Genomic DNA, 25859 nt, shown 5'->3' on the forward strand with positions numbered 1-25859 from the left:
CTACAACTACCATCGACCCCACACCACCGCCGGAAACCGGCCGCCAGCGACCCGACTCCATACCGGTGTCACCAACGTCATGGCCTCATACAACTGGCGTGACGTCTCCGACGTCAACGTCCCGAACGTGCGAGTAGGCGGCGCAATACAGCGGATTGCGGCCCGCGTAGGTCGCGATGTCGTTGACGTGAGGTGCGGCAACGGTAGGTCGGGTGGTCAACAGTGAGACCGCGCCCGCAACTCCCAGGACGACGAAGATAACGCCGATCAGCCACGGGAAGAACCAGAATCCGCCGGCGCGGATCACCGTTGCTCCGCCGTTTGACAGCAGCGCGATCTCGGCTAAGCCTATTGTTGCGGCGGTAGCGCTTGGAACCCACGCGCTCAACCATTCGTCTGGACGAAAACCGCCGAACAAATCCTCGCGAAAGCCCACCGTCCAACGACTTCAAACGCGGGGCACTACCGACAGGCTGGCCATGGGAAACAGCCTGGAACACCCTGTTCGACACGATGTTCGGCCGCACCCAGCCGATGATCGCCTAACAGGTTCCTTCCTGCCCGCCCGCGACGTGAAAGACCCAGGTGAACAATCCGGCAGCAGAGGTCGGACGATCACCCACGCCCACACACCGCCCAAAGCCCCACAACGGAACTCGCCACGCTCAAATCACCGGTTCGGTGGATTGAGGCTTAGGTCAAGTGTTATCCCAACTCGTTGGAGCGTCGTCGAGTTCGATGTCGAGAGTTTCCACGAAGCGGGCGGTCATCATGTAACAGCCGACCAGCACGGTGAGGGTCGCCAGATTCACGTCGCCGAGTGTTTGCAGTGCCGCCTTACGGGTAGTCGCGGCTTTGGGCGTGTCGATCAACTCGTCCACAAACCGAAGAACGGCCGCCTCTTGGTTAGTCAGTTCGTCGTAACGACCCGATTCCAGGGCAGCGACCTCTGCGTCGGTGACCCCGGCCGAGTGTGCGGAGTCGATGTGCTGCATGCGCTCGTATGCGCTGCCAGAGACTGCTGCAACACGGAGGATCGTCATCTCACGGAGCTTGGGCTCCAGTGACGCCTTGGGGAAAACGGTGGCCAGACGTTCATAGGCGTCGGCGACTTCAAGCGTGGCACACAGCATGCCGCGTACCAGGTTGGCGGGAAACCGCTCGTACACTTCTCGTTGCGTATCGGACATGCCAGCCGGGTCGGGCAGGGGAATGAAAGCCATGGTGCGGTCCGTCCTTTCGTTGGTCGGGGCCCTGTTCGTGGGCGTCCGGCGTATCAGATGCCTAGGGGGTGGATTCATTTGATCGCCACTGCCGAGACCGGGCTGCCGGAGGCGCCGGTCAGCGGTAGCGGTGATGCCGACAGCATGAATTCGTAGACCCCATCGGCTTTGCAGTCTTCGGAGAGGCCGTCGAGGTCCCAAATCTCGCCGATGGCCAGGCCGGTGTGGGTGAGGCACACAACGTGAAATGGTTGCCAGCAGTCGATCTCGTTGGGCCGCACTTCGACTCCCCAGGTGTCGGTGGCGACAGCGGCGATGTCGTGCTCTCGAATCCACGGAGCGGTATGCAGCGACAGTCCCGGCGCCGGCCCGCCGGCGTAGTCTTGCCACTTCCCGCGTCGAGCGGCCATGAAGCCGGTGCGAACGATCAGCGCGTCGCCGGTCCTGATTTCCAGCTTCTTGGCGGCCAAGCACTTCTCGAGCTCGTCGACGGTAATGGCATCGCCGGGTTCGAGGCTGTCGACGCCACGGTGTTCGGCGACGTCGACGAATACACCGCGGGTGATGATTTTGCCGGTGTAGTGCTGCACGCCATTGGTGCGGCTCCCACCTGTCCCAGCGTCGGCGGCCGAATACCCGTTGTACATCTGACCGCGCCAAAAGATGTGGCACAGTGCGTCCCACTGAGTGCCGGACTGAGTGGGCATGACCAGAACGTCGTCGTAGAGAGCATTGGCGGGTTGCCCGGAGGATTCTCGCCACTTGGTCATCGTCGGGGTTTCCACGCTCTGTTGCTCACCGGTAAGATATCCCGGTCCCGACGCGAGTTGGTACAGGTGGGGATTATGCCTGCCGAGGTTGCCGGTCTGCGGGCCGCCCTCGTCGTAGGGCATGGTCAACGAAATCGTCTTACCGGTTCTCACCAGCCTTGCGGCTTCGCGTACCTTTTCCGGGGTAATGAGGTTGACGGTGCCCAGATGGTCTTCGGCACCCCACCGGCCCCAGTTGGAGCAGCGCTGGATGTAGTCCTCCAGTAATGCGAGGTCATCAGTCATCAGTCTCTCCTTTTCATGAAGACGTCGGCTCCGGCCCGGTCAATCGGAGACGGCGCTCTCGGCGCCATCGGCCGCGGCTGATCCGGACGGCAACGTAGGTGAGTCGTAGATGCATGGGCATCGCCCACCAGCCCGCCGCCGATCGGCACCGCGTCGAAATCGAGATAGGACGCCGTCACGGCACGACCAAGCCAATAACGGCTGCGCCCATTGCGCCCGATGCCAGCTGGAGAACGGCGTTACAGCCAGCGACTCGCACGTCGACTGCTTGTCCATCTAGTTCGGCGAAGGCCACCTTGGAGCCCGGCCAACCTCAGGCAAAACCGCTGCCCGCATGACGCCCTCCCTCCTAGACCACCCACGGCTACCCCGTGAAGGGGGCTCCGAAACCCTTGCCGCCTCCATGAGCGGGCGAGGTCGGTCCAGCGTGTTCTCCGGCGGCATGTGATGACCGAGCCGGGCGCTCTCGTCGGGGTCGATCTGCACGTCAAAGTCCGTTTTGCAGCAGGACAATGGTTTCCGAGCCGCCGAACTGGGAGTAGCCGAACTCCTTCCCCTGGCCAGGTGTGTGCCGAGCAGTGCGTGAGAACCACCGCGGCCACCTGTCACATTCCCACCGGCACGAGTGCGACGATGCGGATGTCGCCGCTCTGCCATCGCGTACTCCGCGGCCATCAACAAGTAATGCTCTACTTTTGTTGATTCGCCGCAAAGTACGCCGACGCTTTTTTCAGGAACGCGATGTCTTTCTCCTGCTCGGAGACCTGCTTGCGCAGGCGCGCTAACTCAGTGCGTTCGGCGGCGGTCAACGGTTCCTCACCGCTGACTGCCGCGGCTTCGATACGACGGCGCTCCTCCGCCGTCCACCGGCCCAGCAGGGCCTCGTTGACGCCCACTTCGCGGGCGACCTCGGCGATGGTGCGGCCGGAATCGATCACCCGGTGGGCGGCCTCGACCTTGTACTCGGTCGTGAACGACCTGCGCTTGCGGGACATGAGGACATCCTTCCAGCGGAACCTTCGATCCCGCTATGTCGGTGTCCACCACCCGGGGGGAACCTCAGACATCGAGATCCGAGGGGAAGTCGGACAGGGTCGAGTGCCCGGCATCGATGAGCGCACCGGTGGCCGGTCGTCCGATCTTGATGCCGTCGAACGTGGGTCCACGATCCGCTGTCATCGCCTCAGCGAAGGTCAGAGGCGCGATCAGGTCGGTGGTCAACTCGGCAGATTCTTCTCTGCCAGTTCTTGCAGGAAGCGCGGTATCCGACCGGCGTTGAAGTCGTAGAAGCGTACCCAGTGCGGGGTGATTGCGATGCGCGCCATCCGGTCGTACATCGTGCGGCAGTTCTCCTCGAACACTGCTGCAGCTTCGGCGTCCATGCCCTTACGGGCGGCGGCCAGATACTCCGGGACCACGCCGTCGACCATGGTGATCTCCGCCCGACCACGAACCGACAGGGCCCGCGCATCGCCCGGTGTGTCGCCGCCGTCGATGGTCAGGGCTACTTCAGGACGGGCCGACAGCGCGCTGACCTTCGGCGCCGTCGAAGCTGTCGAGACAACGAACTGCTCTCCGGTCCACCAGAACCCGACCGGAATCACCCGTGGTGTGCCGTCTGCCCCGTTGTAGGCGAGGTGGGCCGCCGAAGACGAGTCGAGCAACTCGCGAGCATCGGAAAGCTCGCGTTCGATCTCTATGCGGTTCATGTGCGCTCCCTGATTCAGATTCGACCTCGTTGATCGCCTTCTCGACTGGGACGGAACTCGCTACACATTCTCGACATCGTGGCGGCAGCCGACCGTGTGACCGTGCTCAGTCAGAACTCGTCGCTGAAGTCGGCAGTGAACCATCGATCGGGACGGATCGTGAACAGAACGCTGGTGTATCCATCCATCTGGCGTGCGAACTCGCGACCGGCATCCGCCCCCAGATACCGTGCCGCGATAGCTTCTCTCTCGGACATCGGTGAGGGGATCGTAGTGTCTACGACGGTGCCTTCGACCACCACGTACCGATACGGCACCTCGTCACGCTGAACTACAAGGGTCACCGCGCCAGCTTGCTCGATGAGCTTTGCCTTGCGGCTCGAAGAACCAGTATTCACCCGAATGTTCCCACCCGGCGTGTAGTCGTACCAGATCGGGACGCTTGCGGGGGGACGGGCCCTGTTGGTTGCCACGGACAGCACGCCGACATGTGTATCGGCGAGGAACGCTTCACGCTCTGCTTCGGTAAAGGTTCTGGGCATGGGGGACAGTAACACTTCTCAAGCCGTCAGGCTTTGAGACTATGCCTCATAGGACGATTCGAGCGCACCGTAGTGGTATCAGCGTATGACCATCGAGCAGCACCAGTCCTCAGATGAGTGGCCGTACCGTCGCGCCCTGGATTCGGCAGAGCGCGAACGGCCGCTCGAGGATGACGCTACCCGGTCCCCTCCGCGTCACCGGATGGTGGATTCACGAGTACGAAGTTGTCGGTCAGGTTCGCGTCGCCGTTGGTGGTGGTTCCGATGAACGGGATCGGGAACGGTGAGAGCGCGCAATCGATGAATTGAGCTGTCACCGTTTCGCCGGCCTCGATTGTGCCGAGATCCTCGCTATAGCCCGAGAAACCGACAGACCTCACATTGACACCTTCAGCGGTTTCGGTGCCGACGTTCTCGACCTCGACGGAACAGCCACCAGGGCCGGCGATGAGACCTTGAGACAGTTTGATGTCTGCGCCGTCTCCGCCGAGTGAACCTGTGCTCGGTTGAGCGAGGGCGGTCGCGCTGCCTGCGCCGGCCATCCCGAGAATCATGGCGGATGTGATTACTGCACGCTGAACGTTCTTCATATGTACACCTTCCATTTCCGTGCCCTGCTGACAGCGGAGTTGTTGGTCGTACTCCCGTAGCGATGCGGCCAGAAGCCGCCGTCGGGCACGCTACCCGCTTCGGCAGCGGTGGTCAGCAGGAAACTCGACACGAAACGTCAACTGTCTAACAGTGATCCGCATTCTCGCAGGTGAAACGGTCTGGCATCGGGAAAATTTCGATCGATCGAGGTGAACCGAACTAGGTCTTGCCTGTGAAGTCGATCTGTCTACGCGCATTGGACATGGTGGTGACAACGCAGGTGCCGAGCGCTCCACTCCGGTCGTAGAGCGTGGCCGTTCCGACCGAGATGCCTTCGCGGGAGACCCTGTTCTCGGCACGTAGTCCGAGCTCATAGCCGAGCGGAAGTCGCGAGAGGGTGAGTGTTACATCGGTGTTGATGTACCCGGCCCCCTCGGAGCCCCAGTGACATACGAGGTTTGTGGCGTCGCTGATTACCGCAGCCCGTTGGAACGGTGAAATTTCTTCATCGGTCACGAGCGGAGGGAGGCTCTGCCATGTGGTCTTGCGGTGGGGATTCTGCGTTGCCGTGAAATCGTGTGTCCACTCGTGATCACCACTCTTGAACAATGGCGGTGCGCCGTCCGGCGATAGACATCCAGTAGGCGGCATGGGTAGGTCCCGAACGGGTGACCACACTTTGCCTTCCGGTTCGGCGCCGATGATCAGGAATGAGGCGGAGGCGCGGGCCCGGATTCTTCCGTCCTGCTCGATGGAGGCATCGGCGACCGTGATTCGCGTTCCCTCACGGACGACTTCGCTGCGGACCTGAATCGGTTCGTTGATCACGGGGCTGAACAGGTCCACGGTCAATCGTGCGGGAACGAAATCGGGCCGGCTGTGGGTTTCGAGCTGGCGTGCGAGAAGACCGCAGATGCCAGTGCCGCTGAGCTGGTTCGGTGACCACGGGCTGACGGCCAATGGTTCCGACACGAGATGATCCCCGTGTTGGGTGAAAAAGCTGACCATCTGAATTCCCCCGTCGAACGAACTGTCGGACAGTCGGAAACGCAATCGGTTGACGCATCGTCCGCGTCGATGAGCTGCCCTCCGTAGTGAGCGGTGTTGGTGACACTAGCGGTGACTATCGCCGTGTGACCGAAGATGCAGGTCCTGGGCGCGCCGTTACGGCCCAATGCCGAGTGTGTCAGTGCTCCGGAGCCGACCAAGGCCAAGAGCTCGTCGCTCGTCATCTGGGCTCGTCGGCAGAACTCGATGGCGGGATCACCGCCAAGGCGCAGCATTGAGACGTTGCGAGTTCGATCTCGGCGTTCGATGAACACCGCGGCAGGATGTAGCGCTGCCGGTTCGCGGGGGCTACTGCTCCGACAGGGCGTCGATCAGGGCAGCGTTCAACGCTTCTACAGGTACCATTGGCATGGTGTGGTGGGTCGCTCCTCCCACGAGAACAGTATGAATCCGTGGAATCGGCCCGATGTTGGCTGCAACTCGCGCACTGTCGTGTACTTTGCTGTCGCCTGCGAGAATGACGGTCGTGTCGAGGGACATCTGCTCGACAGCATTTCGTTTGGGACGCTGAGGAACAACGGTCTTCGACTTAGGATAGTGCGCGGCTCCGTACGCGAGGAGATCGAGCCAGTCCTCGTCGACGTGTTGCCCATCGGTTTCCCACCGAATGAAGTTGCGTTCACGTTTCGCGGTGGGACGCAGGAGGAGTGGTGCGGCGCGGAGAAGGTAGGACGTCCGCATTCTGGCGAAGCAAGAGTTCGGGTCGAGTAGCGCCAGGGATCTGACGTTGTCGGGCTCACGTAGTGCGTATGCGAGTGCGATCATTGCGCCGTACGAGTGGCCGACGAGGCTGAACTCCTTCAGGTCGACGGCCGCTGTGACAGTGTTCAGCCAGCTCATGAGGTCGTCAACCGTTCGCACAGGTGTTCCGTTGGCAACGCTCCGACCGACATCGCCGATCAGATCGACTGCGTAGACCCGGTAGTGGTTCGCGAGTGCAGCCACATTCGCGAACCATACTGTCGACGTAGCTCCTGCTCCAGGTAGGAGAACGACCGACGGGGCATCCACCTGACCGCATACGTTCACGCGGGTCGTCCCGAACTCCGAGGCGAGATCGAGACGTGTGACATCGACGGGCCACTTGTCGAGAACGCGATCGTAGGCGCGATAGAAGGCCGAGCCGTCGGGCGTGGCGGCGAAATCGGCAGTAGTCGTGCGCATGCGAACTCCAAAGGTAATTCGATGTACCGAGATACTTGGTGATTCGAGATAGTAAAGTGTCGACGCACACTTGTCTATGGAGGAAATCGCGATGGAGACGGTGCACCACCTGCGCGCACTAGCGGTCGAACTGCACTTACTCGGAACCGAATTCGCACGGTTGCACGGGTTGCACGCAACGGACGTCCGAGCGCTGATTTGCCTGCTGGACGCGGGGCGCAGCGGCCAAGCCGCAACCCCGACTTGGCTGGGAGAGCAGCTTCACCTCACCTCAGCATCGGTCACCTCTCTGATCGATCGCATGGAGAAATCCGGGCACCTGCGACGCCAGCGTGACGACCACGATCGCAGAAGTGTGTTGATCAATGTCACCCCCGAGGCCATGGAAATGGGTTGGGCATTCTTCGGACCGGCCATCGCGAACGCGACAACTGCCCTGGGGAAGTACAGCGCACCGGAGCGCGAGACGATCGACAACTTTCTGTCCGATATGCAGCGAGCCCTCGGCAGCGCCAGAGACGAGATCGAGGAGCAGTAAGTGGCACGACACTCCCCGCGAGCGGAAAGATGAACGGGTGTATCACGGGCAGCGACAGTTGCCGCAGATCGGATAAGGAGGCCCTTGACCGTGACTGAAACGGAAGCGAATGATCTCGAGGAATCCAGCTTCTACCATGTGTGTTTCACCGTCCCTGACCTGACAGCAGCGATGGACGAGCTGACCCGGATGGTGGGTGTGAGCTGGGGCGAGCCGACCGAATCCCAATTGGGACCGTGGCCCTACACATTGGTGTTCTCGACCGAGCATCCGCACTTCGAGCTCGTCAGCAGCGTCGAAGGATCGCCCTGGTACTCGGAGAAGCCGGGATTTCACCACATCGGTTGGTGGTCAAACTGCCTCGACCGGACAATGGCGAGCTGGGCTGCCCATGGAGGTGAGAGCTTCTTCGACGGACGGGGCTACGGCCGCAACTTCGGATACGTGGACGCCTTGGCCTCCGGAGTTCTCCTCGAGGCTGTGGGCATGCAACAACGAGAAGCATTTGTTCGTCGGTGGCAGGGTGGTTCGTGACTCGTGATCTCTGATGACGATCTGCAGCTCCTCGATTGCGCGACCGGGGTGTTCGGACAGCTGCTGTCCGCGGAACGTCTTATCGGGTCGCAGCCGAGTCGGTGTCCGGGGTGGAGCACCCATGACGTGGCGAATCACGTGCTCGGAGGAGCTATCCGCTACACGAACTACTTTCCCGACGGTGATCCGTCCAAGATCGTCTGGAGTCGTACGGCGGAGCACCTGGGAGATGATCCGAGGAAGTCCCACGACGACCTTGCGCAGGCACTGAGGCGAGAATTCGTACGCCATCGCGACGACGGCATCATTCTGCATCACCCTGTGCAGGATGTGGACGCGCCGACGTTACTGGTGATGCGGGTGCAGGAGCTGGTAATTCACGCGTGGGACATTGCCTCGATCACTGATCCTGCAGTCGAGATCGAGCCGGCACTCGGTCGTTTCCTGCTGGATCGGGGAGAGCCCGTCCGAACGATCCTGAGGGCGCCCGGTGCCCTTGGCCCGGAAACAGATCCGAGCGGCACCGGTCTCACCGAGCGGGTACTCGCAGCGTGGGGGCGGCGCTGAGTCGCGGATCGTGGCAAAACCGATCACGAATCGAGAAGCCCGGCTCTGGGAACCCGCCTAGCGTTGTGGACATGAAAACAATGACTTGCAAACAGTTGGGCGGTCCGTGTGACACGGCATTCAGCGCCGAGAAGGCCGATGACATCATCCACGCACAGGACAGTCACCTGAAAGAAATGGTCGCAAAGGGCGACACGGCGCACGAGCCCGCTCTGAAGGACATGCAGGGTCGGTGGAAGCGTCCGGTGTCAGGTTTGGGCTGGTACCGGAACACGAAGAAGGCCTTCAAAGAGCTTCCCGAGGACTGAACCGTTCGTCAGCCGTTCTTCGCCATCTGGTCGGCACGCTCTTCGGCGTGAAACTCCCAAGGCGCTTGCGGCAGAACCTCTCCCGTCTCGAGAAGGGTCTTGAGATTCGCAAGGATGGCCGGCCATCCTTGGCTGAACGAATCGCGGTCGGCGCGGCTTCTGATGCGGGTGTGAGTCATCGTGAGTTTGACGATGTCTTCGTGGGAGTCGATGTCGAAGGTGACAAGGCTCGGTTCGAAGGTCGGATCGTCGATGCGCTGTGGGTCGTCGAACGTGAACGCCAGGCGGCGTGGTCTGTCGACCTCGCTGACGGTCCCCGCGACGTCGGAGATGCCCGACCCATCGTCGCGGACGTGGTCGAGTCTGCTGCCGACGGTCCAGTCGGACACTTGCGCGTGCCCCCAGTATCGGCTGGTGAGCTCTCGGTCGGTGAGTGCTTCCCACACTCTCTCCGCCGTCGCGCGAATGTAGGTGGTGTAGACGTAATCGGGAGCTGTGTTCGTCATGATCGGTTCCTCTGCGCGTTGTTTGATCGAGTCGAGGGCATCCAGGTGTGGGTCTTCGAACTTCCAGATCCAGCGGCGCCGGACGTCGTGGATCGGCACGGCATTCAAATAGTGAAGCTTTCGCCGTCCCGCCCGTACCGAGGTCACCAAGTTGGCTGCCTCCAGTAGGTCCAGGTGTTGGCTCACCGACTGCCGACGCATGTCCAACTCCGTGCAGAGCTCACCCAACGTCAACCCCGAACGCTCGTGGAGCATGTCGAGCAGGCGCCGCCGACTGGGGTCGGCAAGCGCTTTGAACACCGCGTCCGCATCCATGCCGACAATTATGCAGGCATATGACTGCATATTGCAACGGGTGAGACCCTAATGGGGGACTTCTCGATACGAAGGTGGCGATGGTGGACGAGCTGGACGCACGACTGCACCGGATCGGGCAGCACGCGTTCCGCGCCAAGTTCAGGCTGCGTGGACGGGACCGCGCCATCGTCGATCTGCGAGGAATTGCGACCGTGCGCAGGCATGCCGAACAATTGATTGCACGCAGACTTGCGCCTGCCGAGCCACGCAACGACGGCCGCCAAACCCCGTACCGCGGACACCCGGTCTTCGTCGCGCAACACGCCACCGCCACCTGCTGCCGCACCTGCCTTTCCCGGTGGCACCACATCCCCGCCGGCCACGAACTGGACGCCGACGAGCGCGAGTACGTCGTGGAGGCGATTTGTCGATGGATTGTCGGGCAATACGCACCGAAGAGTCCGCCCCCGTGAGAAGAAGCTTCGACGCCAATCGAGTTACCGGCAGTACGCCGCGGTGGCCATGGCGGCGAATCGAAGAAAGCCGTCGTCGGCGCCGGATGTTTGTAGGAGGGTAAAAGTGCGCCCGTCATCTTCGCGATACGCATAGGTGACGTATCCGAGCAGCTGGCCGCCGTGACCCCAAATCTGCTTGCCGCATGGGAGATCGAAGCTCTCGAGCCCGAGTCCGTACCGAAACCCCATTCCCATCGGTACGGTAGTGCGCATTTCGTCGAGGCTCGCAGCAGTGAGTAGTCGCCCGCCCAGAAGTGAATCAAAGAACTCGGAGAGGTCCGACGTAGTCGAAATCATCTCGCCTGCAGCCCAATCGAGTGTCTCGTTCTGTTCGGTGACGTCGACTTGGCGGCCGTCGTCCAGCGTTCCGACGGCGCGGATCGTCGGTGTGGGAATCGACGGGTCGGAGCCCGGAAAGCTGGTGTTCTCCAGCGTCAACGGGTTCAGGATGCGTTCCACGATCTCGGTCTCGTAGGGACGCTCGGTGACTGCTTCGACGAGCAGGCCGGCGATCACGTAATTCGTGTTCGAGTAGTGAAAACCTTCACCTGCAGGAAACTCGGGGTTTTGGTCGAATGCTTGGGCCAGTAGTTCTTTGGGGCTGTAGTCCTGGAATCGGTTCTCACTTCGCCAGCGGTTGGTCGACCAACCATCCGACTTCATGTAATCGGGGAACCCGCTTGTGTGCTGGAGAATCTGGCGGACGGTAGCCCGATCTCCACCCGGCACTACATGCGGCAGGTACCGCCCGACGGGCGCGTCCAGTTCTATCCGATTGTCCTCGACCAGTTGCATGATCACCGTGGCGACGAATGTCTTGGTGATGCTGCCGATTCGAAAGTGTTCGTCCCCCGTCGGCGGTGTCGACGCGTTCGAGTCACGAAAGCCTTCGGTCCAAGTGCGCTCGTCCACCGAAAGCACGGTGGCCGAGGTGTCCGACGGTGCAGCGACCAGGAGTTCCAGAACCTGCTCATTGCCGACTGCCAGAGCTGATGTATTGGAGGTGAAAAGGCTCCCGACAAGAACTCCTGCAACGATGGCGAGTGAGCGGGTGGGTCGAGTCCGAGGTGTCATATCGACGACGTTATTGCTGCAGTGCGCAGGCTTCACTGCGGTTATCCGCAGTATTCGTGCGCTAGTCGGTGCTGGAACGGCCGTACCGATTGGTGTTCTCCAGGTACAGCAGAACTGCGTGCACGCGCCGGCTGTGGTCCGAATCGCGGTCCAGGCCGAGCTTGGTGAAGATCGAGTTGACGTGCTTTTCCACGGCGCTGACCGACATGCTCAGCCGGACAGCAATACCCGCATTCGTGAGGCCCTGCGCAAGTGTCTCGAGCACGTCGCGTTCGCGCTCGGTGAGGATCGCGAGCGGGTTGCCGTTTCGCGTCTTCGTGAGCAGTTGACGGACCACTTCGGGGTCGAACGCCGTGCCGCCCGCGGCGACGCGTTCGAGATCCGCAAGGAAGGCGCCGACGTCCGATACGCGGTCTTTCAGTAGGTACCCGACTGCTCCCAACCCACTGGTGAGTAGGGAGATCGCATTGCGGTGCTCGACATATTGAGACAGGACGAGTACTGCCCGTCGCGGCTGTTCGGCCTTCAATCGCAGTGCAGCGTCGATCCCTTCCGTCGAAAAAGTCGGGGGCATTCGCACGTCGAGCAAAACGAGATCCGGATCCTTCTCGGCAACCACATGGTGGAGTTCTGTCGGGTTACCGACACCCCCGACAACTTCGTGTCCCTCGTCGGCGAGCAGCCGCGACAGACCCTCCCGCAGCAGGATGGAGTCCTCGGCAATCACTATTCGCATGGGATGCGCGCCTCCACGACAGTCGGGCCGCCCGATGGACTCGAAATGGACAACGTGCCGTCGAGAGCAGCCACTCGACGACGCAGACTCGTCAGTCCGGATCCTGAAGGGGCAGCGCCACCGATTCCGTTGTCTGTAGCCGAAATGGTGACTGCGCGGGTACTCGCATTCACCGCGATCGTGACAACTTCCGCGCCCGAATGTTTGGACGCATTCGTAACGGATTCGGCCGCTACGTAATACGCCGCCGCCGCCACCTCGAGCGGCGGCTCGGCGTCGACTCGTAGATCCAACTCGACCGGCAAGTAGGTGCGCGCCGACAAACCTTCCAACGCGGCGACGAGACCGTGTTCGTCGAGTGTCGCCGGATAGATCCGCCACGCGACTTCCCTCAAATGAGTAAGCAGTGCCCCCGCCTGGGCAGTTGCGGTGTCGAGGTTGTCGAGAAGCCCGTCGTCGCCCTGCTGAGCCTTTCGCCGCGCACGCCCGAGTTCGAGTGCCAGGGCCACCGCGCGCTGTTGAACGTCGTCGTGGATGGCACGCTCGATCCGACGGCGCTCGTCGTCTATCGCCGCGACCACATCCGCTCGGGTGCGTTGAAGTTCGTGTACCCGCCTGACGGTCTCGTCGCTGCCGAGAGTTCGTAACGCCAACTGGACATCCCATCGACCGGTCAGCACGGCCAGGCGTATGGCCAGGTAGATCGCAATCGCGGCGACGATCAGCGACACGAAGCCATCGACGAGAGGGATACGTCCGGAGAGAAGCAGGACGACGCTCCAACCCGCGTACCCACTTCCGGCGATCAGGACGAGCAGCATGACAACACCCAGGAGGGGGCCGTACGCGAGACGAACGAGGAGGTATCCGGACGGATCGCGGTCCGGCAGGTCGAACACAGTGTCGGCCCCGAACCAGGTCATTAGGCGACTGCGGTCCTGCCGCACCGACCGTCGTGCTGCTTCCCGATTGGTCAGGGACGCCGCGCCGGTGAGGGCGCCGACCATGCCGACCGCTGTACCAATCACGGCCCGAAGAGATCTCCCGAGCGGGCGTCCAATGGATCGAAACACGGTCACGATGTGACTGTACGTTCACGTCGGCTTCGCAGACGGCGGACGAGAAACAAGGCCATGGCCCCGATTGCGGCGATGATCACGAGCTTCTGCAAGAGGTCGGAGTATGGCTCGACGGCAGCCCAGTTGGAGCCGAGAAGATAGCCGGCGAGGACAAAGGCCGAGTTCCAGATCCCGCTTCCGGCAGCGGTCAGGATCAGGAACGTGCCTACTGGCATTGCTTCGACACCAGCGGGAATCGAGATCAGGCTTCGGACGAGTGGAACCATCCTTCCGAGGAACTGCCTTGGTTCCGTGACGGGCGAACCAATCCTCGGCGTGTTCCAGATCCGTTGTGGTGACCAGAGGTAACTTTGCTATGGCCGCGTACATTCGGTGACGGCCGAACATACGGCCGACCACGTACAGCACCAATGCGCCCATCACGGACCCGATCGTGGTCCAAGAGATCGCGGCTACGAGAGAGATGTCACCGCGCGAGGCCGCGAATCCCACAAGAGGCAAAATCACCTCGCTGGGAATCGGTGGAAACAGATTCTCCGCCGCCACCGCGATCCCAGCTCCTGGGGCCCCGATCGTTTCCATGAGGTGGATTGCGACGCCTGCTGCGCCCCCGAGGTCGCCGGTTTCGGCTTGTGACATTGCGAGTGAAAAGTTCATACGTCGAACGCTATGAAGTGCAGGATTGCAATTCACTGCGGAAATCCGCCGAATTCCAGCGCTTGCCCCTGCGGATTTCCACAGGGGCTAGGGCGATCAGCGCTGGTTGACTCGGATCAAGTTGCCGGCGGGATCACGGAATGCGCAGTCGCGGACGCCGTAGTCCTGGTCGATGGGTTCCTGAACCACATCGGCGCCGGCCGCTTGGAGGCGCTCGAAAAGCCCGTCCAGGTCGTCCGTTGCGAGCGTGACCGCCGTGTATGCGCCTTTGGCGATGAGCTCGAGGATGGTCTGGCGTTCGGCGTCGGTGACACCCGGATCGGTCGCCGGCGGGTGCAGCACGATGGACGTCTCCGGTTGACCGACGGGGCCGACGGTGATCCAGCGCATGTCCTGGTAGCCGACATCCTTGCGGACCTCGAACCCCAAGGTGTCGCGGTAGAACCCGAGTGCGGCCTCGCCGTCGGTGTGCGGGAGGAAGGCGTAATGAATGGTGATGTTCATGTCCACAACGCTAGACATGGCTAGGTCCACGCGCTTCTCGATTCCTGACCGGTCTGGTGACCTGTTTCGCGAGACACGGCGGGATGCCGTGCCCCGCCTGAGAGTGGTCGCGACGATAGACGCTCGGCGGGACACCGACCAGCTCCGTGAATCTCGTACTGAACGTGCCGAGCGAGGACGACCCCACCGCGAAGCACACCTCGGTGACGCTCAGATCTCCGCGGCGAAGCAGGGTCATCGCGCGCTCGATGCGTCTGGTCATCAGATACGAATAAGGGGACTCGCCGTAGACGCGGCGAAACTCCCTGCTCAGGTGCCCGACCGACATGTGCGCACCCCGCGCCAACGTCTCGACACTGAGCGGCTCGGCGTACTCCCGATCGATGTGGTCGCGGACATGACGCATCGCGGTGATGTCGCGCAACCGTTGTTCCTGTGCTTGATCGGGTGCCATACGCTGCATCGTTGCACGTCCGCACCGAGGCGTGGAACCGTTTCCACGCCGTCACCACGGATCAGGCGTGCCCACTCATGGTCGACGGATTGCCGGAATCGTGTGCGAAGGGATGGCGCCAACTGCGTCCCCGGGTCGGCCCGGCTGGCCGAACGTCGCGGTGGTCCGTGTTGATCGGTGCTGCGTCACTGCGTGCATGTTCGAGGTCGTGGCGGGCCGCACGACCGCGCCGAGCAGTTCTACGGGAACCGGCCAAGAGAACGCTCAGGCCGAACATGCCCACTGCGCCGACCACTACGCCCCAAAGAAACAACATGCCCGTCGAACCAGTGGCTTCGTACCCGAAAATAGAAAAGTCGTTGGTAAGCGCGTGTGCGTCACCGCTGTTCGTCATGACGCCCGCCGCACCGACGATCACTGCCGCGATCAGAATGATCAAACCGATGACAACCATGGCAACTCCAGAAGAAATAATCCCCGAACATCCAGTACACGCCGCTATCCGAGGAGAGTCAACATCGTGGGTCGAGCTACCGATTTCACTGATCGTGCGCGTCGGCAGAATGCACCGGCTTCTTCGATGGGCACGAGCTACACCGTCCTACTTGATCGACCAGCAGTGCGATGCCGATGCCGAACATCCAGAAGTCCCTGGCGACGGATGTGCCGTCCTGGGTGGGGCGGATCGAGCCCATGTCATGCATACCCGGTGTTCTCCAGTACATGGTCAGCAGCCCGCCGCTGAAGCCGGTCAGGGCCGCCCGGCCGAGGTCGAGGGCACGAACGGGTGCCAGCACCGTGGCTCCAATGACTGGCGCTGTCTGTTTACGTACAGCCGTCAGGGGTAAGCGGTGCGGGACGTAGCCGATCGGAGGAGCGGAAGATGCGCGCTTTGGTCTATAACGGCCCGAAAGATGTGTCGGTGGAGAATGTTCCGGACGCCGCGGTCGAGAAGCCCACCGATGTGGTGGTCAAAGTGACAGCCACCAACATCTGCGGGTCGGACCTGCATATGTACGAGGGCCGCACCGACATAGAACCAGGCTCGGTCTTCGGTCACGAGAATCTGGGCGAGGTCGTCGAGGTCGGCACAGGGGTTCAGAATCTTCAAGTCGGCCAACGTGTGTGTCTGCCCTTCAACATCGGATGCGGTTTCTGCAACAACTGTGAGCGGGGCCTGACCGCGTTTTGTCTGAGCATCCATCCCCCGGCTGCCGGCGGCGCGTACGGCTACGCCGATATGGGTCCCTATCGGGGCGGACAGGCCGAATACCTTCAGGTGCCGCATGCGGACTTCAACGCACTCGTTCTCCCCGAAGACAGTGTCGAGAAAGAGAACGACTACGCGATGCTGTCCGACATCTTCCCCACAGGTTGGCACGGAACCAGGTTGGCGAAACTCGAACCCGGGGAGACCATCGCGATTTACGGTGCCGGTCCAGTCGGCACGATGGCTGGATACTCGGCTGTTTTGCAGGGGGCGAGCCGAGTGTTCGTGATCGACCATATCCCCGAGCGGCTCGAATTGGCCGAACGGTTCGGCGCGGTGGGAATCGACGCCAACGATGGCGACCCGGTCGAGCAGATCATGGAGGCGACCGAGGGGCGGGGAGTCGATCGCGGCGTGGAGGCGGTCGGCTATCAGGCCCACGACGTCGAGGGCAACGAGCGCCCCAACATGACTATGAATGCCCTGGTCGAGGTGGTCAAGCCGACAGGTGGAATCGGAGTGGTCGGAGTATTCCTGCCGCAGGACCCGGGCGCGTCGGACGAGCTCGCCCGAAACGGCCAGCTGGCGTTCGATTTCGGGAAGTTCTTCTTCAAGGGACAGAGCATGGGCACTGGTCAGGCAAATGTCAAGGCGTACAACCGCAGGCTGTGCAATCTGATCCATCAAGGCAAGGCGACACCGTCGCGGTTGGTGTCGCACAACCTCGGGCTCGCCGACGCCCCGACTGCATACCGGGACTTCGACAATCGCGAAAGGGGTTGGACGAAGGTCGTACTGAACCCGACCAACGGCTGAGGAGAATCATGACAAACGACACCATCGGGTTGGCCGAAGCTCGACGCATCATCGATGCGGCGCAGGGCAAGGCCGAAGAGCTCGGACAACCACAGAACGTTGCTGTCGTCGATGCGGGTGGCAATCTTGTTGCCCATATCCGGATGGACGGTGGGTGGATTGGCAGCGTCGACATCAGCATCAACAAGGCATGGACGGCCCGTGCGTTCGATACCGAGACCAGTGCGCTCGGCGAGAACAGTCAGCCGGGTGAGCAGTTCTACGGCATTGCAGCCAGCAATGACGGCCGGGTCATGATCTTCGCCGGCGGCATTCCTCTTCAGCGCGGCGGTCAGGTCATCGGCGCGATTGGAGTCAGCGGAGGCACCGGGAAACAAGACCAAGCGGTCGCTGAAGCAGGCGCAGCAGCACTGTAATCGAGCCGGACGACGGCTCCTGTGCCTCCGCAATTTCATCATCATAGGAAGCAAACGCGATGCGAATAATCGACAACCGCAAAGGTCCTGGCGACGGACCACTCGCTCGCCAGTTCGCGAGAACCACACTACCTTCCGTCCCGCCGTCGACGCCCGCCCGTACCGTCGGACGTCTTGCACTGGCCGGTGTACTCGTGCTCGCTGGCACAAGTCACTTGTTCTGGGCACGTGAAACGTTCCGCGCCCAGGTGCCCAAGTCCGTGCCGCTTGACGAAGACGGCGTCGTGATGGCATCGGGTGGGGTAGAGATCATGCTCGGTGCCGGTCTTGCCCTGCTTACCCGCGATCGGGTCCTCGTGGGGCAGCTGGTCGCAATGTTCTTCATCGCTGTGTTCCCAGGGAACATCGCTCAATTCATCCACAAGCGAGATGGTTTCGGTCTCAACAACGACGCGATGCGATTCGCCCGACTACTTTTCCAGCCGGTGCTGGTCGCTTGGACCTTGTGGTCCACCGCCGTGCCACGTCGATCGCGGTGACGTCGATTTTCTGGGCTGAATTGCACCGACCGACGAGCGGAGCGAATGATGAAGATTGGTTACAAACTTGCCGCTGAGGCTTTCGGTCCCGGTGAGCTGGTTCGGCAGACGGTGTTGGCGGAGAAAGCCGGCTTCGATTTCGTGGAGATGAGTGATCATTTCCACCCGTGGCTCGACAATCAGGGACATTCGCCTTTCGCGTGGACCGTGTTCGGTGCGATGGCGGCGAAGACCGAGCGCATCGAGCTGGTCAGCGGCGTGACCTGTCCCCATATGCGGTACCACCCGGCGATCATCGCCCAGGCAGCTGCCACACTCGCGCTGATTTCGGATGGTCGGTTCACTCTGGGTGTCGGCTCCGGTGAACGGCTCAACGAGCATGTCGTCGCTCAGGGCTTCCCCGATGCCGTTCGGACTCGTCACGAAAGGTTTCGCGAGGCGCTCGAAATCATCCGATTGTTGTGGAGCGGCGGCTACCGCTCTTATGACGGCAAGCATCTGAGCTTGGACGACGCGCAGGTGTTCGATCTGCCGGACCAGCCCCCGGTCATTGCCGTCGCGGCCAGCGGAGCGGTGTCGGCGCGCATAGCCGCGGAATTGGGCGATGGGCTGTTCGCTACCGAACAGAAGGCCGAGATCGTGGAGAAGTTTCATGCGGCCGGTGGTAGTGGCCCACGCTACGCCGAGGTACCGATGGCCTGGGCGGAGGACGAGCATTCCGCTGCACAAGCGGCACTGGACACCTCGCGCTGGGCACTGAACGGATGGAAGGTGATGAGCGAGCTACCCAACCCGGTCAACTTCGCCGCGGCGACCACGACTGTGCGTGAGGACGACATACGCGGCAAGTTCGCCTGCGGCCCCGATCCCGCACGCTACGTGGATGTCACGCAGGAGTATGTCGATGCGGGCTTCGATCATCTCGTGATGCAGAACGCAGGCCCGGATCCCGACGGCTTCATCGACTTCTACCAGCGTGAACTCGACCACAAAGTCCGAAATCTGACGCCACGGAAACAGAAGTGAGGCGAGTTGACACCATGAGCGAAACCCCCACGATCTCGTATCCACACGTCTACATCGGCTCGGACGGGCACAGTCGCATTCACCATTGCACGATGAAAGCGTTCACGCTCGACAGCGTCGGTCCGGATGTCGCTGACCAGTGGATGAACAAATTGAACGAAGGCATCGCCTCGGTCACTTTCTCGGTGCTTCCCGTCGGATGGGTGGGGGACTGGCATCCCAATCCGCATCCGCAATGGGTGGTCCCGCTGTCGGGTCGTTGGTTCGTTCAGACGCAGGACGGCACCCGCCTCGAAATGGGGCCGGGCGAGGTTCACTTCGGGGAGGACCAGAACTGCCTCCCCGACGATGACGGAAACGTCGGCCACCTGTCAGGCACGGTGGGCCACGAGCCATGCGTGCAGATGATGATCGCGCTTGCGAGTGACCCCACTCGAGATCAACCCTGTAGGTTCTCTTGACTCGGTCGACAACGCCGTCACCGCCGGGAACGGTGCTCCGAGCGGCGGGACCGGCACACGAAGTGGCTGTCTCGGACATCACAGTGCACGACGACCGTATGCGATCGGTGCTTGGTCCCGAATCTCGCCTGCTGAGTCTGTTCGATGGCGCGCGGTGGAGCGAAGGACCCGTATGGAGAGGCGAGTCCGAGGTTCTGGTGTGGAGCGACATCGAGAGCCGACAGCTCTTGTGCTGGCACGGTTCCGGAGAACAACTGGGCATGGTGACGGTGTGGGCGGCGCCGACCGAATTCATCAACGGCAACGCCGTCGACGAGCGCGGCCGATTGGTTCATTGCGAGCACGGCCGCCGCTGTGTCAGCCGCACCGAGACAGACGGCACCATCACCGTGCTCATCGAGCACTATGAGGGCAATCGGTTCAACTCGCCGAACGACCTCGTCGTTGCCGACGACGGCGCAATCTGGTTCTCCGACCCGACATTCGGCATCGACAAAGCCGAACAAGGGTATCCGGCGCCGCCCGAACTCGATCATCGAAGCGTCTACCGCATCGACCCGTCCACAAACGAGGTGCGTCGCATGGTCGACCTCGAACAGCCGAACGGCCTCGCCTTCTCCCCGGACGGACAGACCCTTTACGTGTCGGACACTTCCAGGGAATACGACTCGGGCGGTCTACACGACATCTTTGCTTTCGACGTCGAAAGCGGACCGGAACTGTCCGGTCGACGAAGATTCGCGGCCATCGAGCCCGGACTGCCCGACGGTCTTGCCGTGGACTCTCATGGCTGGGTCTGGACCAGTTCCGCCAGCGGCGTGCAGGTTTTCGACGCGAATTCCCAGATTCTCGGTGTGATCGAGACCCCGCACGTGTGTTCAAACGTCGCCTTCGGTGGGTCACCGTTCGGTAGCCGTGTTTTCATCACTTCAGCAGAATGCCTGTATGCCGTGGATCTCAGGACGCCGTGAGGTGCGGGTGGACACAAGCCGACCGAAGTCCGACGAGCGCCAGGAGCCGTCCGCCGTCGAAGTTCGAGGCGCCCGGGTGCACAACCTCAAAGGTCTCGACGTCGACGTTCCGCTGGGCCGGTTCGTCGGCATCGCCGGTGTATCGGGCTCCGGTAAATCCTCCCTCGCCATGGGCGTGCTCTATGCCGAGGGATCGCGTCGCTACATCGAAGCGCTGTCGACCTACACCCGCCGTCGGATGGGTCAGGCTGCACGGGCCGACGTGGATCGGGTGATGCACGTACCGGCAGCCTTGGCACTGCGTCAGCGTCCGGGGGTGCCCGGCATACGTTCCACGTTCGGCACCTCGACCGAGTTGCTCAACGTGCTCCGATTGATGTTCTCTCGCCTGGCTGAGCATGTCTGCCCCAACGGGCACCGTCAGAATCCCACGCTGAATATCGCTGCTGGAGAGTCGATCGTCTGCCTCGAGTGTGGCGTGGAATTCTATGCCCCCGGCGCGGAAGATCTCGCCTTCAACTCTGCAGGCGCCTGTCCTTCGTGCGAGGGCACGGGAACTGTTCGCGAGGTGGACGATGATTCACTGATCCGTGACACCGATAGATCCATCGATGACGGCACCGTTATTCCTTGGCAGATGTTCGGCTTCAACGTCATGCCGCAGATCGCCCGGGAGTTCGGCGTGCGCACAGATGTGCCGTGGCGGAAGCTGACCGGCAAGGAGAAGGGCATCGTTTTCGGTGGTCCGGAGGAGAAGAAGCACATCACCGTCACGACCAAGAACGGCGTGCACGAACTGGACTTCACTTTCCGTAATGCTCGGCTGACGGTTACCAAAGAACTCGAGCGCGCCGAGGACGAGAAGCGTCTGGCACGGGTGAGCCGGTTTCTCAGTGAACGCACGTGCCCGGAGTGCGACGGCACGCGCCTCTCCCCGGCGGCCCGAACGCCACAGATCGGCGGCATCAACTTGGCCGAGACGACAGCCCAGACACTCGAGGAGACCGCACGTTGGGCTCCCACCATCGTCGAGGGTGTACCGAAGGACATGCGACAGATGGCCGTCAGTCTCGTCGATGCTCTGAGTGGCATGTCTCGTCGCCTGCTCGAACTCGGTTTGGGATATCTGTCGCTGGACCGCGCCTCCTCGACGCTGTCCACCGGAGAGCGGCAGCGCGTGCAGTTGGCCCGAGCTGTGCGCAACGAAACGACCGGGGTGCTCTACGTACTCGACGAGCCGTCCATCGGCCTGCACCCGGCCAATGTCCATGGCCTCCAAGGGGTGGTCGATGATCTACTGGCCGAGGGTAACTCCGTGGTAATGGTCGACCACGATGTGCAGGTGCTGCGCGAGGCCGATCACCTCATCGAGATCGGCCCAGGCTCCGGGCGGGAAGGCGGCACCGTCGTCACATCCGGCACTGTCGGCGAAGTCGGTCGCAGCCAGGATTCGCTGATCGGCGGGTTTCTCGGTGGCCGAGAGGCGAGCGTCGTCCGTGAGCGCAGTGGTGCCGAGTCCATGTTCGCGAATGGCAGGATCCGGCTGCGAACCGAGCCGGTGCACACCGTTCACGCACTCGACGTCGAAATCCCGCGGAGCCGGATCACTGCGATCACCGGGGTTTCCGGCTCCGGCAAGACGACTCTGGTGTTGGAAAGCCTCGTGCCGGCACTTCAGGCCGAGGGCGCGGCCGGATGGCCGAAGCATGTGATCGGACTCGAATCCGGGAGCATCGAGAAAGTGAGCATGGTCGACGCGACGCCGATCGGCATCAATGTCCGCTCGACCGTCGCCACCTACTCAGGGGTGCTCGACGACCTGCGCCGGGCCTATGCCGGTCTCGACTCGGCCCGAGCCGACGGCCTGAAAGCCGGCGACTTCTCCTACAACACCGGCTCCCTGCGGTGCCCGCACTGCCAGGGCACCGGTGAGATCTCCCTGGATGTGCAGTTCCTGCCGGACGTCGACATCGTGTGTCCCACCTGTGGGGGTGGCCGCTACAGCCCGGCCGCGGATCGGTATCGCCGTCCCTCCGCGACCGGAAGCGGAGATCTGTCGCTGCCCGAGTTGTTGGCCATGACCGCCTGCGAAGCGGTCGAACACGTCAGCGATGTGAAGAAGATTCGTGCACGGCTCGAGGGATTGCTCGACGTCGGCCTCGGATACCTGACCCTAGGCGAGGCGACCCCGGCACTGTCCGGCGGTGAAGCGCAGCGCCTCGAGCTCGTTTCGGAGATCGATCGGGGTCAGGCGCGAACGCTGTTCGTACTGGACGAGCCGACGGTCGGGCTGCACCCGCTGGATGTGCGGGTTCTGATCGGCGTGCTGCAGCGTCTGCTGGACCAGGACGGCACCGTGGTGGTGATCGAACACGATCTGGATGTGATCGCCAATGCCGATCACATAATCGACATGGGGCCTGGGGGAGGGGATGACGGTGGCCGGGTTGTGGCGGCCGGCACTCCTGCGTCCGTCTCCGACTGCGAGAAAAGCATCACCGGCCATTACCTGAGAGAGCATCTGCGCTCCACACAGACCCGACCCGTAGCCGAGTCCTAGCCGACACCGTCACGGGCGCATGCGATGTTCGGCAAGGGACACCGTCGTTTCGACGACGGAATCGCCGGGATCTGCACTGCGGGCGAGGCGCACGCGGTAGTCGCCGGCCTCGATCGTCCATCCGGGGTCATCAACGTCGAAGCGTGCGTAACAGCGGGGCTCGTCGAGCACGATCTCTACGCGCTGCGCCCCTCCCGGCACCAAAGACACCCGCGCCCACCCACCGAGACGGAAGCCCGAGCCGGGTGGGGCGATGTAGACCTGTGGCACGTCGACCCCTTCGCGGGCCCCGACGTTGCGCACTGTAGCTGTCACCACCGGATATCCGTCGGCGTCGAGCTCGATCGTCACGTCCTCGTGGACGAAGGCCGTGTAGGACAGCCCGGCGCCGAACCAGAACAGCGGTGTCAGTGACTCGCGCGCATACCACCGATATCCGACGTCGGCGCCTTCCACGTCATAGTCGACCGTGACAAACCCGTGGCGTGGCTCCCCCGGATTGGACGTGGTCGAGTCCGGGTCCGTCATTGCACGCCGGGGTAGTTGGTCGACATCGCACGGGAACGTCACCGGCAATCGACCGGACGGTGCGGCCTCACCGCTGAGGACGGCAGCAATCGCGCCGGCGCCACCGCTGCCGCCGTACCAGGCCACGAGAACCGCATCCACCTGCTCGAGCCAGGGCATGGCGACCGGTCCGGGGACCTCGAGCACCACAACGGTCCGGCGCGCACGCGCCGCCACAGCGCAGATCCGGGCATCGTGGTCACCGTCGAGGCTCAGATCCGGAAGATCTCGGCCTTCGGTCCCCCAGCGCTGAGCAAAGACGACCACGACGTCGTCGGGGCGGACCTGTTCGGCAACATCACCGGGGTCTGCGTCGACAAAGACGATCTCGGTGCCGGGCATCCGTGCGCGCAGCTCGTCGAGGGGCGCGGGTGGGTGATGCACCTTCGGCATCGTTATTTGGGCGATCGAGATTCCGGGCTCGCTCACCGCACCGGGCGGGGTGACCGTCGTGCTTCCGCCGCCGGAAAGAACTCCGACGTCGGCCCGCCCTCCGACGACGACAATGCGCGGAGTGTCTGCGGGCAACGGCAGTACATCGTCCTTGTTGCGCAGCAGGACGATGGAGGCAGCGGCGACCTGTTCGGCAACTCCCCTGTGCTTGCGTTGTTGGGCATTGTCGAGTTCGCCGGGTCGGCGGCGTTCGCCGAGCCCACCGACCGAGCGCAACGCGGCAACGATGCGAGTGACCATGTCGTCGAGACGCGACATCGGGACCCGGCCGTCTGTGATCGCCGCGGCCAACGCCTCGCCGAAGAAGTGTGCGGTGTCCAGTTGGTGGCCGGACTGCCGGTCCAGCCCGGCGAGGGCGGCGTGCTCCGCTGAGTGGGTACCGCCCCAATCGGACATGACGAACCCGGGGAATCCCCAGTCCTGCTTGAGCACTGTCCGAATCAGCCAAGGGTTCTCCGCCGCGTACACACGGTTCACCCGGTTGTAGGCGGTCATGACCGCGCGCGGGGCTCCGTGTTCGAGTGCAATCTGGAAGGCCAGCAGGTCCGACTCGCGCATAGCTGCCTCGTCGAGGTCGGAACCGACCATCACTCGTCCGGTCTCCTGCGCGTTGAGCGCGAAATGCTTGACGGTCGCCACCACGCCCTGGGACTGGATGCCGGACACTGCAGCGCCGGCAAGGATGCCCGTGTGCAAGGCGTCCTCGCTGATGTACTCGAAGTTGCGGCCACCGCGGGGCTCACGCACCAGGTTCATTCCCCCGGCGAGCTGCACGGTGATGCCCTTGATGGCGGCTTCGGCCCCTACCGCTCGGCCCTGCTCCGCCGCTAATTCGCGACTGAACGTTGCTCCCACAGCGAGAGTGGAGGGGAATGCGGTGGCCACGTCGTCTGCCCCGCGCACACCCATCGGGTTCGTGACGCCCAGACTCGCATCGCTTTCGTCCCACGGCGGCACCCCTACGCGCGGTGCCCCGCTGCAGTACGCGGCGGAACCCAACGCCTCCGGCGGCGCACTGGGGCCGTACCCCATCGGAACACTGACCAGGGCCAGTTTCTCCTCGGTCGTCATAGAGGCGACGAGTTCGGCGGCGACCGCAACATCGTCGTGACGGGTCGGCCACGGGTCGGTGACCACCCGGAATCCCACTGTCGCTGCTTTGTCTGTCCCAGGCTCCTTGCTCTCGCGCATTCCATGGCCTCCTTGTCCGTTGGCGGGCTCGCCCCGGGCGACGACACAGTTCATGGTCGCACCGAGCCATTGGTAGTGTGTGGCGTTTTGCCGCCGACTACAGATGGTCGCCGTGTCTGCGTCGGCATGGACCAGGGTCCGGACCTCAGTCCGGTGTCGGCGCGCTGGCCAGCGACAGGCTGTTGCCGTCCGGGTCGATGATCGTGACGTGTCGAACCCCGTTCCCGTAGGTCTCGAGGGCTTTGTGCTCGAGTCCGGACGCCTGCCATCGCGTCAGGTAGGGATCGAGGCTGACCACGTCCAAGGTGATCAAACCGCCGCCGGCGCGTACTTCGTCGGGCGCCACGAACACCCACGTGCTGTCGGTCACCTGCCACATCAGCTCGTCACCGACGACTTCGTCCGCTGGACGTCCGAAGAACGCTGCGTACCAGTCGAGCGCCTTGTCGAGATCGCGTACGGGAAGTCCTGCGTATACCTGTGTGCCGGCTGACATGTGAGGGACTCCTTCCGGCCGAGTCGTTATCG

32 protein-coding genes and 1 pseudogene are annotated in these 25859 nt (G+C 62.7%); 12 read left to right on the forward strand and 21 right to left on the reverse strand.

The annotated features are described in order from the left end of the window. Positions 1 to 85 precede the first annotated feature (85 nt). The 10 genes from ACFWO3_RS18935 to ACFWO3_RS18980 form a co-directional block, all read right to left on the reverse strand. The gene (locus tag ACFWO3_RS18935) at positions 86 to 307 is read right to left on the reverse strand and encodes a hypothetical protein (protein ID WP_378580875.1); all 222 of its coding nucleotides are present in this window, start codon (positions 305 to 307) and stop codon (positions 86 to 88) included. A gap of 391 nt (positions 308 to 698) precedes the next feature. Continuing rightward, positions 699 to 1223, reverse strand: a complete 525-nt coding sequence (locus ACFWO3_RS18940) for a carboxymuconolactone decarboxylase family protein (RefSeq protein WP_378580582.1) — start codon at positions 1221 to 1223, stop codon at positions 699 to 701. A 74-nt stretch (positions 1224 to 1297) separates the two neighbouring features. Next, a complete protein-coding gene (locus ACFWO3_RS18945) occupies positions 1298 to 2278 on the reverse strand; it encodes a cyclase family protein (protein WP_378580584.1) in 981 nt (326 codons plus the stop codon). A gap of 689 nt (positions 2279 to 2967) precedes the next feature. After that, on the reverse strand, positions 2968 to 3273 hold the full coding sequence (locus ACFWO3_RS18950; RefSeq protein WP_378580586.1) for a transposase: 306 nt from the start codon (positions 3271 to 3273) through the stop codon (positions 2968 to 2970). A gap of 64 nt (positions 3274 to 3337) precedes the next feature. Beyond that, on the reverse strand, positions 3338 to 3499 hold the full coding sequence (locus ACFWO3_RS18955) for a hypothetical protein (RefSeq protein ID WP_378580588.1): 162 nt from the start codon (positions 3497 to 3499) through the stop codon (positions 3338 to 3340). Next, a complete protein-coding gene (locus ACFWO3_RS18960) occupies positions 3496 to 3987 on the reverse strand; it encodes a pyridoxamine 5'-phosphate oxidase family protein (RefSeq protein WP_378580590.1) in 492 nt (163 codons plus the stop codon). The genes ACFWO3_RS18955 and ACFWO3_RS18960 overlap by 4 nt, the downstream gene beginning before the upstream one ends. A 110-nt stretch (positions 3988 to 4097) precedes the next feature. Next, positions 4098 to 4529: a pyridoxamine 5'-phosphate oxidase family protein gene (locus ACFWO3_RS18965; protein ID WP_378580592.1), complete on the reverse strand. Its 432-nt coding sequence runs from the start codon at positions 4527 to 4529 to the stop codon at positions 4098 to 4100. 176 nt (positions 4530 to 4705) lie between these two features. After that, entirely contained in the window at positions 4706 to 5119 is a 414-nt protein-coding gene (locus ACFWO3_RS18970; protein ID WP_378580594.1) for a hypothetical protein, read from the reverse strand. Between the two features lie 220 nt (positions 5120 to 5339). Beyond that, positions 5340 to 6092 (reverse strand): thioesterase family protein, encoded by a 753-nt coding sequence (locus tag ACFWO3_RS18975; RefSeq protein ID WP_378580596.1) that lies wholly within the window; start codon positions 6090 to 6092, stop codon positions 5340 to 5342. A 384-nt stretch (positions 6093 to 6476) separates the two neighbouring features. Next, positions 6477 to 7352 carry an alpha/beta fold hydrolase gene (locus ACFWO3_RS18980; RefSeq protein WP_378580598.1) on the reverse strand — a complete coding sequence of 292 codons (876 nt, stop codon included), beginning with the start codon at positions 7350 to 7352 and terminating at the stop codon, positions 6477 to 6479. 76 nt (positions 7353 to 7428) lie between these two features. Here ACFWO3_RS18980 and ACFWO3_RS18985 point away from each other — a divergent pair, with 76 nt between their 5' ends. The 4 genes from ACFWO3_RS18985 to ACFWO3_RS19000 all read left to right on the forward strand — a co-directional run bounded on the left by ACFWO3_RS18985 (position 7429) and on the right by ACFWO3_RS19000 (position 9299). Then, complete coding sequence (locus ACFWO3_RS18985) at positions 7429 to 7890, forward strand: MarR family winged helix-turn-helix transcriptional regulator (protein ID WP_378580866.1); 462 nt, start codon at positions 7429 to 7431, stop codon at positions 7888 to 7890. Positions 7891 to 7980: 90 nt separating this feature from the next. Further along, positions 7981 to 8424, forward strand: coding sequence for a VOC family protein (locus ACFWO3_RS18990; RefSeq protein WP_378580600.1), 444 nt, complete (start codon positions 7981 to 7983; stop codon positions 8422 to 8424). A 3-nt stretch (positions 8425 to 8427) separates the two neighbouring features. Next, positions 8428 to 8991, forward strand: a complete 564-nt coding sequence (locus tag ACFWO3_RS18995; protein ID WP_378580602.1) for a maleylpyruvate isomerase family mycothiol-dependent enzyme — start codon at positions 8428 to 8430, stop codon at positions 8989 to 8991. Positions 8992 to 9062: 71 nt separating this feature from the next. Beyond that, the gene (locus tag ACFWO3_RS19000) at positions 9063 to 9299 is read left to right on the forward strand and encodes a hypothetical protein (protein WP_378580604.1); all 237 of its coding nucleotides are present in this window, start codon (positions 9063 to 9065) and stop codon (positions 9297 to 9299) included. An 8-nt stretch (positions 9300 to 9307) separates the two neighbouring features. On the opposite strand, the gene ACFWO3_RS19005 is transcribed toward ACFWO3_RS19000, so the two are convergent. Then, positions 9308 to 10120: an ArsR/SmtB family transcription factor gene (locus tag ACFWO3_RS19005; RefSeq protein WP_378580606.1), complete on the reverse strand. Its 813-nt coding sequence runs from the start codon at positions 10118 to 10120 to the stop codon at positions 9308 to 9310. Between the two features lie 80 nt (positions 10121 to 10200). Here ACFWO3_RS19005 and ACFWO3_RS19010 point away from each other — a divergent pair, with 80 nt between their 5' ends. Further along, positions 10201 to 10575 (forward strand): DUF4186 domain-containing protein, encoded by a 375-nt coding sequence (locus ACFWO3_RS19010; RefSeq protein ID WP_378580608.1) that lies wholly within the window; start codon positions 10201 to 10203, stop codon positions 10573 to 10575. 24 nt (positions 10576 to 10599) lie between these two features. Here ACFWO3_RS19010 and ACFWO3_RS19015 read toward each other — a convergent pair whose 3' ends face one another. From ACFWO3_RS19015 to ACFWO3_RS19050, 8 genes and pseudogenes are all read right to left on the reverse strand, one after another. Then, positions 10600 to 11691, reverse strand: coding sequence for a serine hydrolase domain-containing protein (locus ACFWO3_RS19015; RefSeq protein WP_378580620.1), 1092 nt, complete (start codon positions 11689 to 11691; stop codon positions 10600 to 10602). A gap of 61 nt (positions 11692 to 11752) precedes the next feature. Beyond that, positions 11753 to 12427 carry a response regulator gene (locus ACFWO3_RS19020; RefSeq protein ID WP_378580622.1) on the reverse strand — a complete coding sequence of 225 codons (675 nt, stop codon included), beginning with the start codon at positions 12425 to 12427 and terminating at the stop codon, positions 11753 to 11755. After that, positions 12418 to 13455: a sensor histidine kinase gene (locus ACFWO3_RS19025; RefSeq protein ID WP_378580624.1), complete on the reverse strand. Its 1038-nt coding sequence runs from the start codon at positions 13453 to 13455 to the stop codon at positions 12418 to 12420. The genes ACFWO3_RS19020 and ACFWO3_RS19025 overlap by 10 nt, the downstream gene beginning before the upstream one ends. A 47-nt stretch (positions 13456 to 13502) precedes the next feature. Then, positions 13503 to 14163 (reverse strand): annotated as a pseudogene (locus ACFWO3_RS19030) (DedA family protein). Between the two features lie 96 nt (positions 14164 to 14259). Further along, positions 14260 to 14667, reverse strand: coding sequence for a VOC family protein (locus ACFWO3_RS19035; RefSeq protein WP_378580626.1), 408 nt, complete (start codon positions 14665 to 14667; stop codon positions 14260 to 14262). 10 nt (positions 14668 to 14677) lie between these two features. After that, the gene (locus ACFWO3_RS19040; protein ID WP_378580628.1) at positions 14678 to 15121 is read right to left on the reverse strand and encodes a helix-turn-helix transcriptional regulator; all 444 of its coding nucleotides are present in this window, start codon (positions 15119 to 15121) and stop codon (positions 14678 to 14680) included. Positions 15122 to 15182: 61 nt separating this feature from the next. Next, positions 15183 to 15575 carry a hypothetical protein gene (locus ACFWO3_RS19045; RefSeq protein WP_378580630.1) on the reverse strand — a complete coding sequence of 131 codons (393 nt, stop codon included), beginning with the start codon at positions 15573 to 15575 and terminating at the stop codon, positions 15183 to 15185. 85 nt (positions 15576 to 15660) lie between these two features. Further along, entirely contained in the window at positions 15661 to 15918 is a 258-nt protein-coding gene (locus ACFWO3_RS19050; RefSeq protein ID WP_378580632.1) for a hypothetical protein, read from the reverse strand. Between the two features lie 86 nt (positions 15919 to 16004). Between ACFWO3_RS19050 and ACFWO3_RS19055 the strand changes: the two genes are divergently transcribed. The 7 genes from ACFWO3_RS19055 (at position 16005) to ACFWO3_RS19085 (ending at position 23120) form a co-directional block, all read left to right on the forward strand. Continuing rightward, complete coding sequence (locus ACFWO3_RS19055; RefSeq protein WP_378580634.1) at positions 16005 to 17147, forward strand: glutathione-independent formaldehyde dehydrogenase; 1143 nt, start codon at positions 16005 to 16007, stop codon at positions 17145 to 17147. Between the two features lie 8 nt (positions 17148 to 17155). Then, positions 17156 to 17563 (forward strand): heme-binding protein, encoded by a 408-nt coding sequence (locus ACFWO3_RS19060; RefSeq protein WP_378580636.1) that lies wholly within the window; start codon positions 17156 to 17158, stop codon positions 17561 to 17563. A gap of 59 nt (positions 17564 to 17622) precedes the next feature. Beyond that, on the forward strand, positions 17623 to 18102 hold the full coding sequence (locus ACFWO3_RS19065) for a hypothetical protein (protein ID WP_378580638.1): 480 nt from the start codon (positions 17623 to 17625) through the stop codon (positions 18100 to 18102). A gap of 48 nt (positions 18103 to 18150) precedes the next feature. Continuing rightward, entirely contained in the window at positions 18151 to 19128 is a 978-nt protein-coding gene (locus ACFWO3_RS19070; RefSeq protein WP_378580868.1) for a TIGR03557 family F420-dependent LLM class oxidoreductase, read from the forward strand. 14 nt (positions 19129 to 19142) lie between these two features. Beyond that, a complete protein-coding gene (locus ACFWO3_RS19075) occupies positions 19143 to 19589 on the forward strand; it encodes a hypothetical protein (protein ID WP_378580640.1) in 447 nt (148 codons plus the stop codon). A 62-nt stretch (positions 19590 to 19651) separates the two neighbouring features. Continuing rightward, the gene (locus tag ACFWO3_RS19080) at positions 19652 to 20560 is read left to right on the forward strand and encodes an SMP-30/gluconolactonase/LRE family protein (protein WP_378580642.1); all 909 of its coding nucleotides are present in this window, start codon (positions 19652 to 19654) and stop codon (positions 20558 to 20560) included. Continuing rightward, complete coding sequence (locus ACFWO3_RS19085) at positions 20535 to 23120, forward strand: excinuclease ABC subunit UvrA (RefSeq protein ID WP_378580650.1); 2586 nt, start codon at positions 20535 to 20537, stop codon at positions 23118 to 23120. Before ACFWO3_RS19080 ends, ACFWO3_RS19085 begins: the two co-directional genes overlap by 26 nt. A 9-nt stretch (positions 23121 to 23129) precedes the next feature. Here ACFWO3_RS19085 and ACFWO3_RS19090 read toward each other — a convergent pair whose 3' ends face one another. Together ACFWO3_RS19090 and ACFWO3_RS19095 are read right to left on the reverse strand one after the other, a co-directional pair. Further along, entirely contained in the window at positions 23130 to 25331 is a 2202-nt protein-coding gene (locus ACFWO3_RS19090) for a glycoside hydrolase family 3 C-terminal domain-containing protein (RefSeq protein WP_378580653.1), read from the reverse strand. A gap of 145 nt (positions 25332 to 25476) precedes the next feature. After that, complete coding sequence (locus ACFWO3_RS19095) at positions 25477 to 25827, reverse strand: VOC family protein (RefSeq protein ID WP_378580656.1); 351 nt, start codon at positions 25825 to 25827, stop codon at positions 25477 to 25479. Positions 25828 to 25859 lie beyond the last annotated feature (32 nt).

It is taken from the genome of Rhodococcus sp. NPDC058521, assembly GCF_042719695.1.
Taxonomy (GTDB): domain Bacteria; phylum Actinomycetota; class Actinomycetes; order Mycobacteriales; family Mycobacteriaceae; genus Rhodococcus_F.

What these genes read in the sequence shown, in the direction of transcription:
- ACFWO3_RS18940 (WP_378580582.1), bottom strand. Translation starts at nt 1,223, where the DNA reads ATGGCTTTCATTCCCCTGCCCGACCCGGCTGGCATGTCCGATACGCAA.
- ACFWO3_RS18945 (WP_378580584.1), bottom strand. Translation starts at nt 2,278, where the DNA reads ATGACTGATGACCTCGCATTACTGGAGGACTACATCCAGCGCTGCTCC.
- ACFWO3_RS18950 (WP_378580586.1), bottom strand. Translation starts at nt 3,273, where the DNA reads ATGTCCCGCAAGCGCAGGTCGTTCACGACCGAGTACAAGGTCGAGGCC.
- ACFWO3_RS18960 (WP_378580590.1), bottom strand. Translation starts at nt 3,987, where the DNA reads ATGAACCGCATAGAGATCGAACGCGAGCTTTCCGATGCTCGCGAGTTG.
- ACFWO3_RS18965 (WP_378580592.1), bottom strand. Translation starts at nt 4,529, where the DNA reads ATGCCCAGAACCTTTACCGAAGCAGAGCGTGAAGCGTTCCTCGCCGAT.
- ACFWO3_RS18970 (WP_378580594.1), bottom strand. Translation starts at nt 5,119, where the DNA reads ATGAAGAACGTTCAGCGTGCAGTAATCACATCCGCCATGATTCTCGGG.
- ACFWO3_RS18980 (WP_378580598.1), bottom strand. Translation starts at nt 7,352, where the DNA reads ATGCGCACGACTACTGCCGATTTCGCCGCCACGCCCGACGGCTCGGCC.
- ACFWO3_RS18985 (WP_378580866.1), top strand. Translation starts at nt 7,429, where the DNA reads ATGGAGGAAATCGCGATGGAGACGGTGCACCACCTGCGCGCACTAGCG.
- ACFWO3_RS19000 (WP_378580604.1), top strand. Translation starts at nt 9,063, where the DNA reads ATGAAAACAATGACTTGCAAACAGTTGGGCGGTCCGTGTGACACGGCA.
- ACFWO3_RS19005 (WP_378580606.1), bottom strand. Translation starts at nt 10,120, where the DNA reads ATGGATGCGGACGCGGTGTTCAAAGCGCTTGCCGACCCCAGTCGGCGG.
- ACFWO3_RS19010 (WP_378580608.1), top strand. Translation starts at nt 10,201, where the DNA reads ATGGTGGACGAGCTGGACGCACGACTGCACCGGATCGGGCAGCACGCG.
- ACFWO3_RS19015 (WP_378580620.1), bottom strand. Translation starts at nt 11,691, where the DNA reads ATGACACCTCGGACTCGACCCACCCGCTCACTCGCCATCGTTGCAGGA.
- ACFWO3_RS19020 (WP_378580622.1), bottom strand. Translation starts at nt 12,427, where the DNA reads ATGCGAATAGTGATTGCCGAGGACTCCATCCTGCTGCGGGAGGGTCTG.
- ACFWO3_RS19035 (WP_378580626.1), bottom strand. Translation starts at nt 14,667, where the DNA reads ATGAACATCACCATTCATTACGCCTTCCTCCCGCACACCGACGGCGAG.
- ACFWO3_RS19040 (WP_378580628.1), bottom strand. Translation starts at nt 15,121, where the DNA reads ATGGCACCCGATCAAGCACAGGAACAACGGTTGCGCGACATCACCGCG.
- ACFWO3_RS19045 (WP_378580630.1), bottom strand. Translation starts at nt 15,575, where the DNA reads ATGGTTGTCATCGGTTTGATCATTCTGATCGCGGCAGTGATCGTCGGT.
- ACFWO3_RS19055 (WP_378580634.1), top strand. Translation starts at nt 16,005, where the DNA reads ATGCGCGCTTTGGTCTATAACGGCCCGAAAGATGTGTCGGTGGAGAAT.
- ACFWO3_RS19060 (WP_378580636.1), top strand. Translation starts at nt 17,156, where the DNA reads ATGACAAACGACACCATCGGGTTGGCCGAAGCTCGACGCATCATCGAT.
- ACFWO3_RS19065 (WP_378580638.1), top strand. Translation starts at nt 17,623, where the DNA reads ATGCGAATAATCGACAACCGCAAAGGTCCTGGCGACGGACCACTCGCT.
- ACFWO3_RS19070 (WP_378580868.1), top strand. Translation starts at nt 18,151, where the DNA reads ATGAAGATTGGTTACAAACTTGCCGCTGAGGCTTTCGGTCCCGGTGAG.
- ACFWO3_RS19075 (WP_378580640.1), top strand. Translation starts at nt 19,143, where the DNA reads ATGAGCGAAACCCCCACGATCTCGTATCCACACGTCTACATCGGCTCG.
- ACFWO3_RS19085 (WP_378580650.1), top strand. Translation starts at nt 20,535, where the DNA reads ATGCCGTGGATCTCAGGACGCCGTGAGGTGCGGGTGGACACAAGCCGA.
- ACFWO3_RS19090 (WP_378580653.1), bottom strand. Translation starts at nt 25,331, where the DNA reads ATGCGCGAGAGCAAGGAGCCTGGGACAGACAAAGCAGCGACAGTGGGA.
- ACFWO3_RS19095 (WP_378580656.1), bottom strand. Translation starts at nt 25,827, where the DNA reads ATGTCAGCCGGCACACAGGTATACGCAGGACTTCCCGTACGCGATCTC.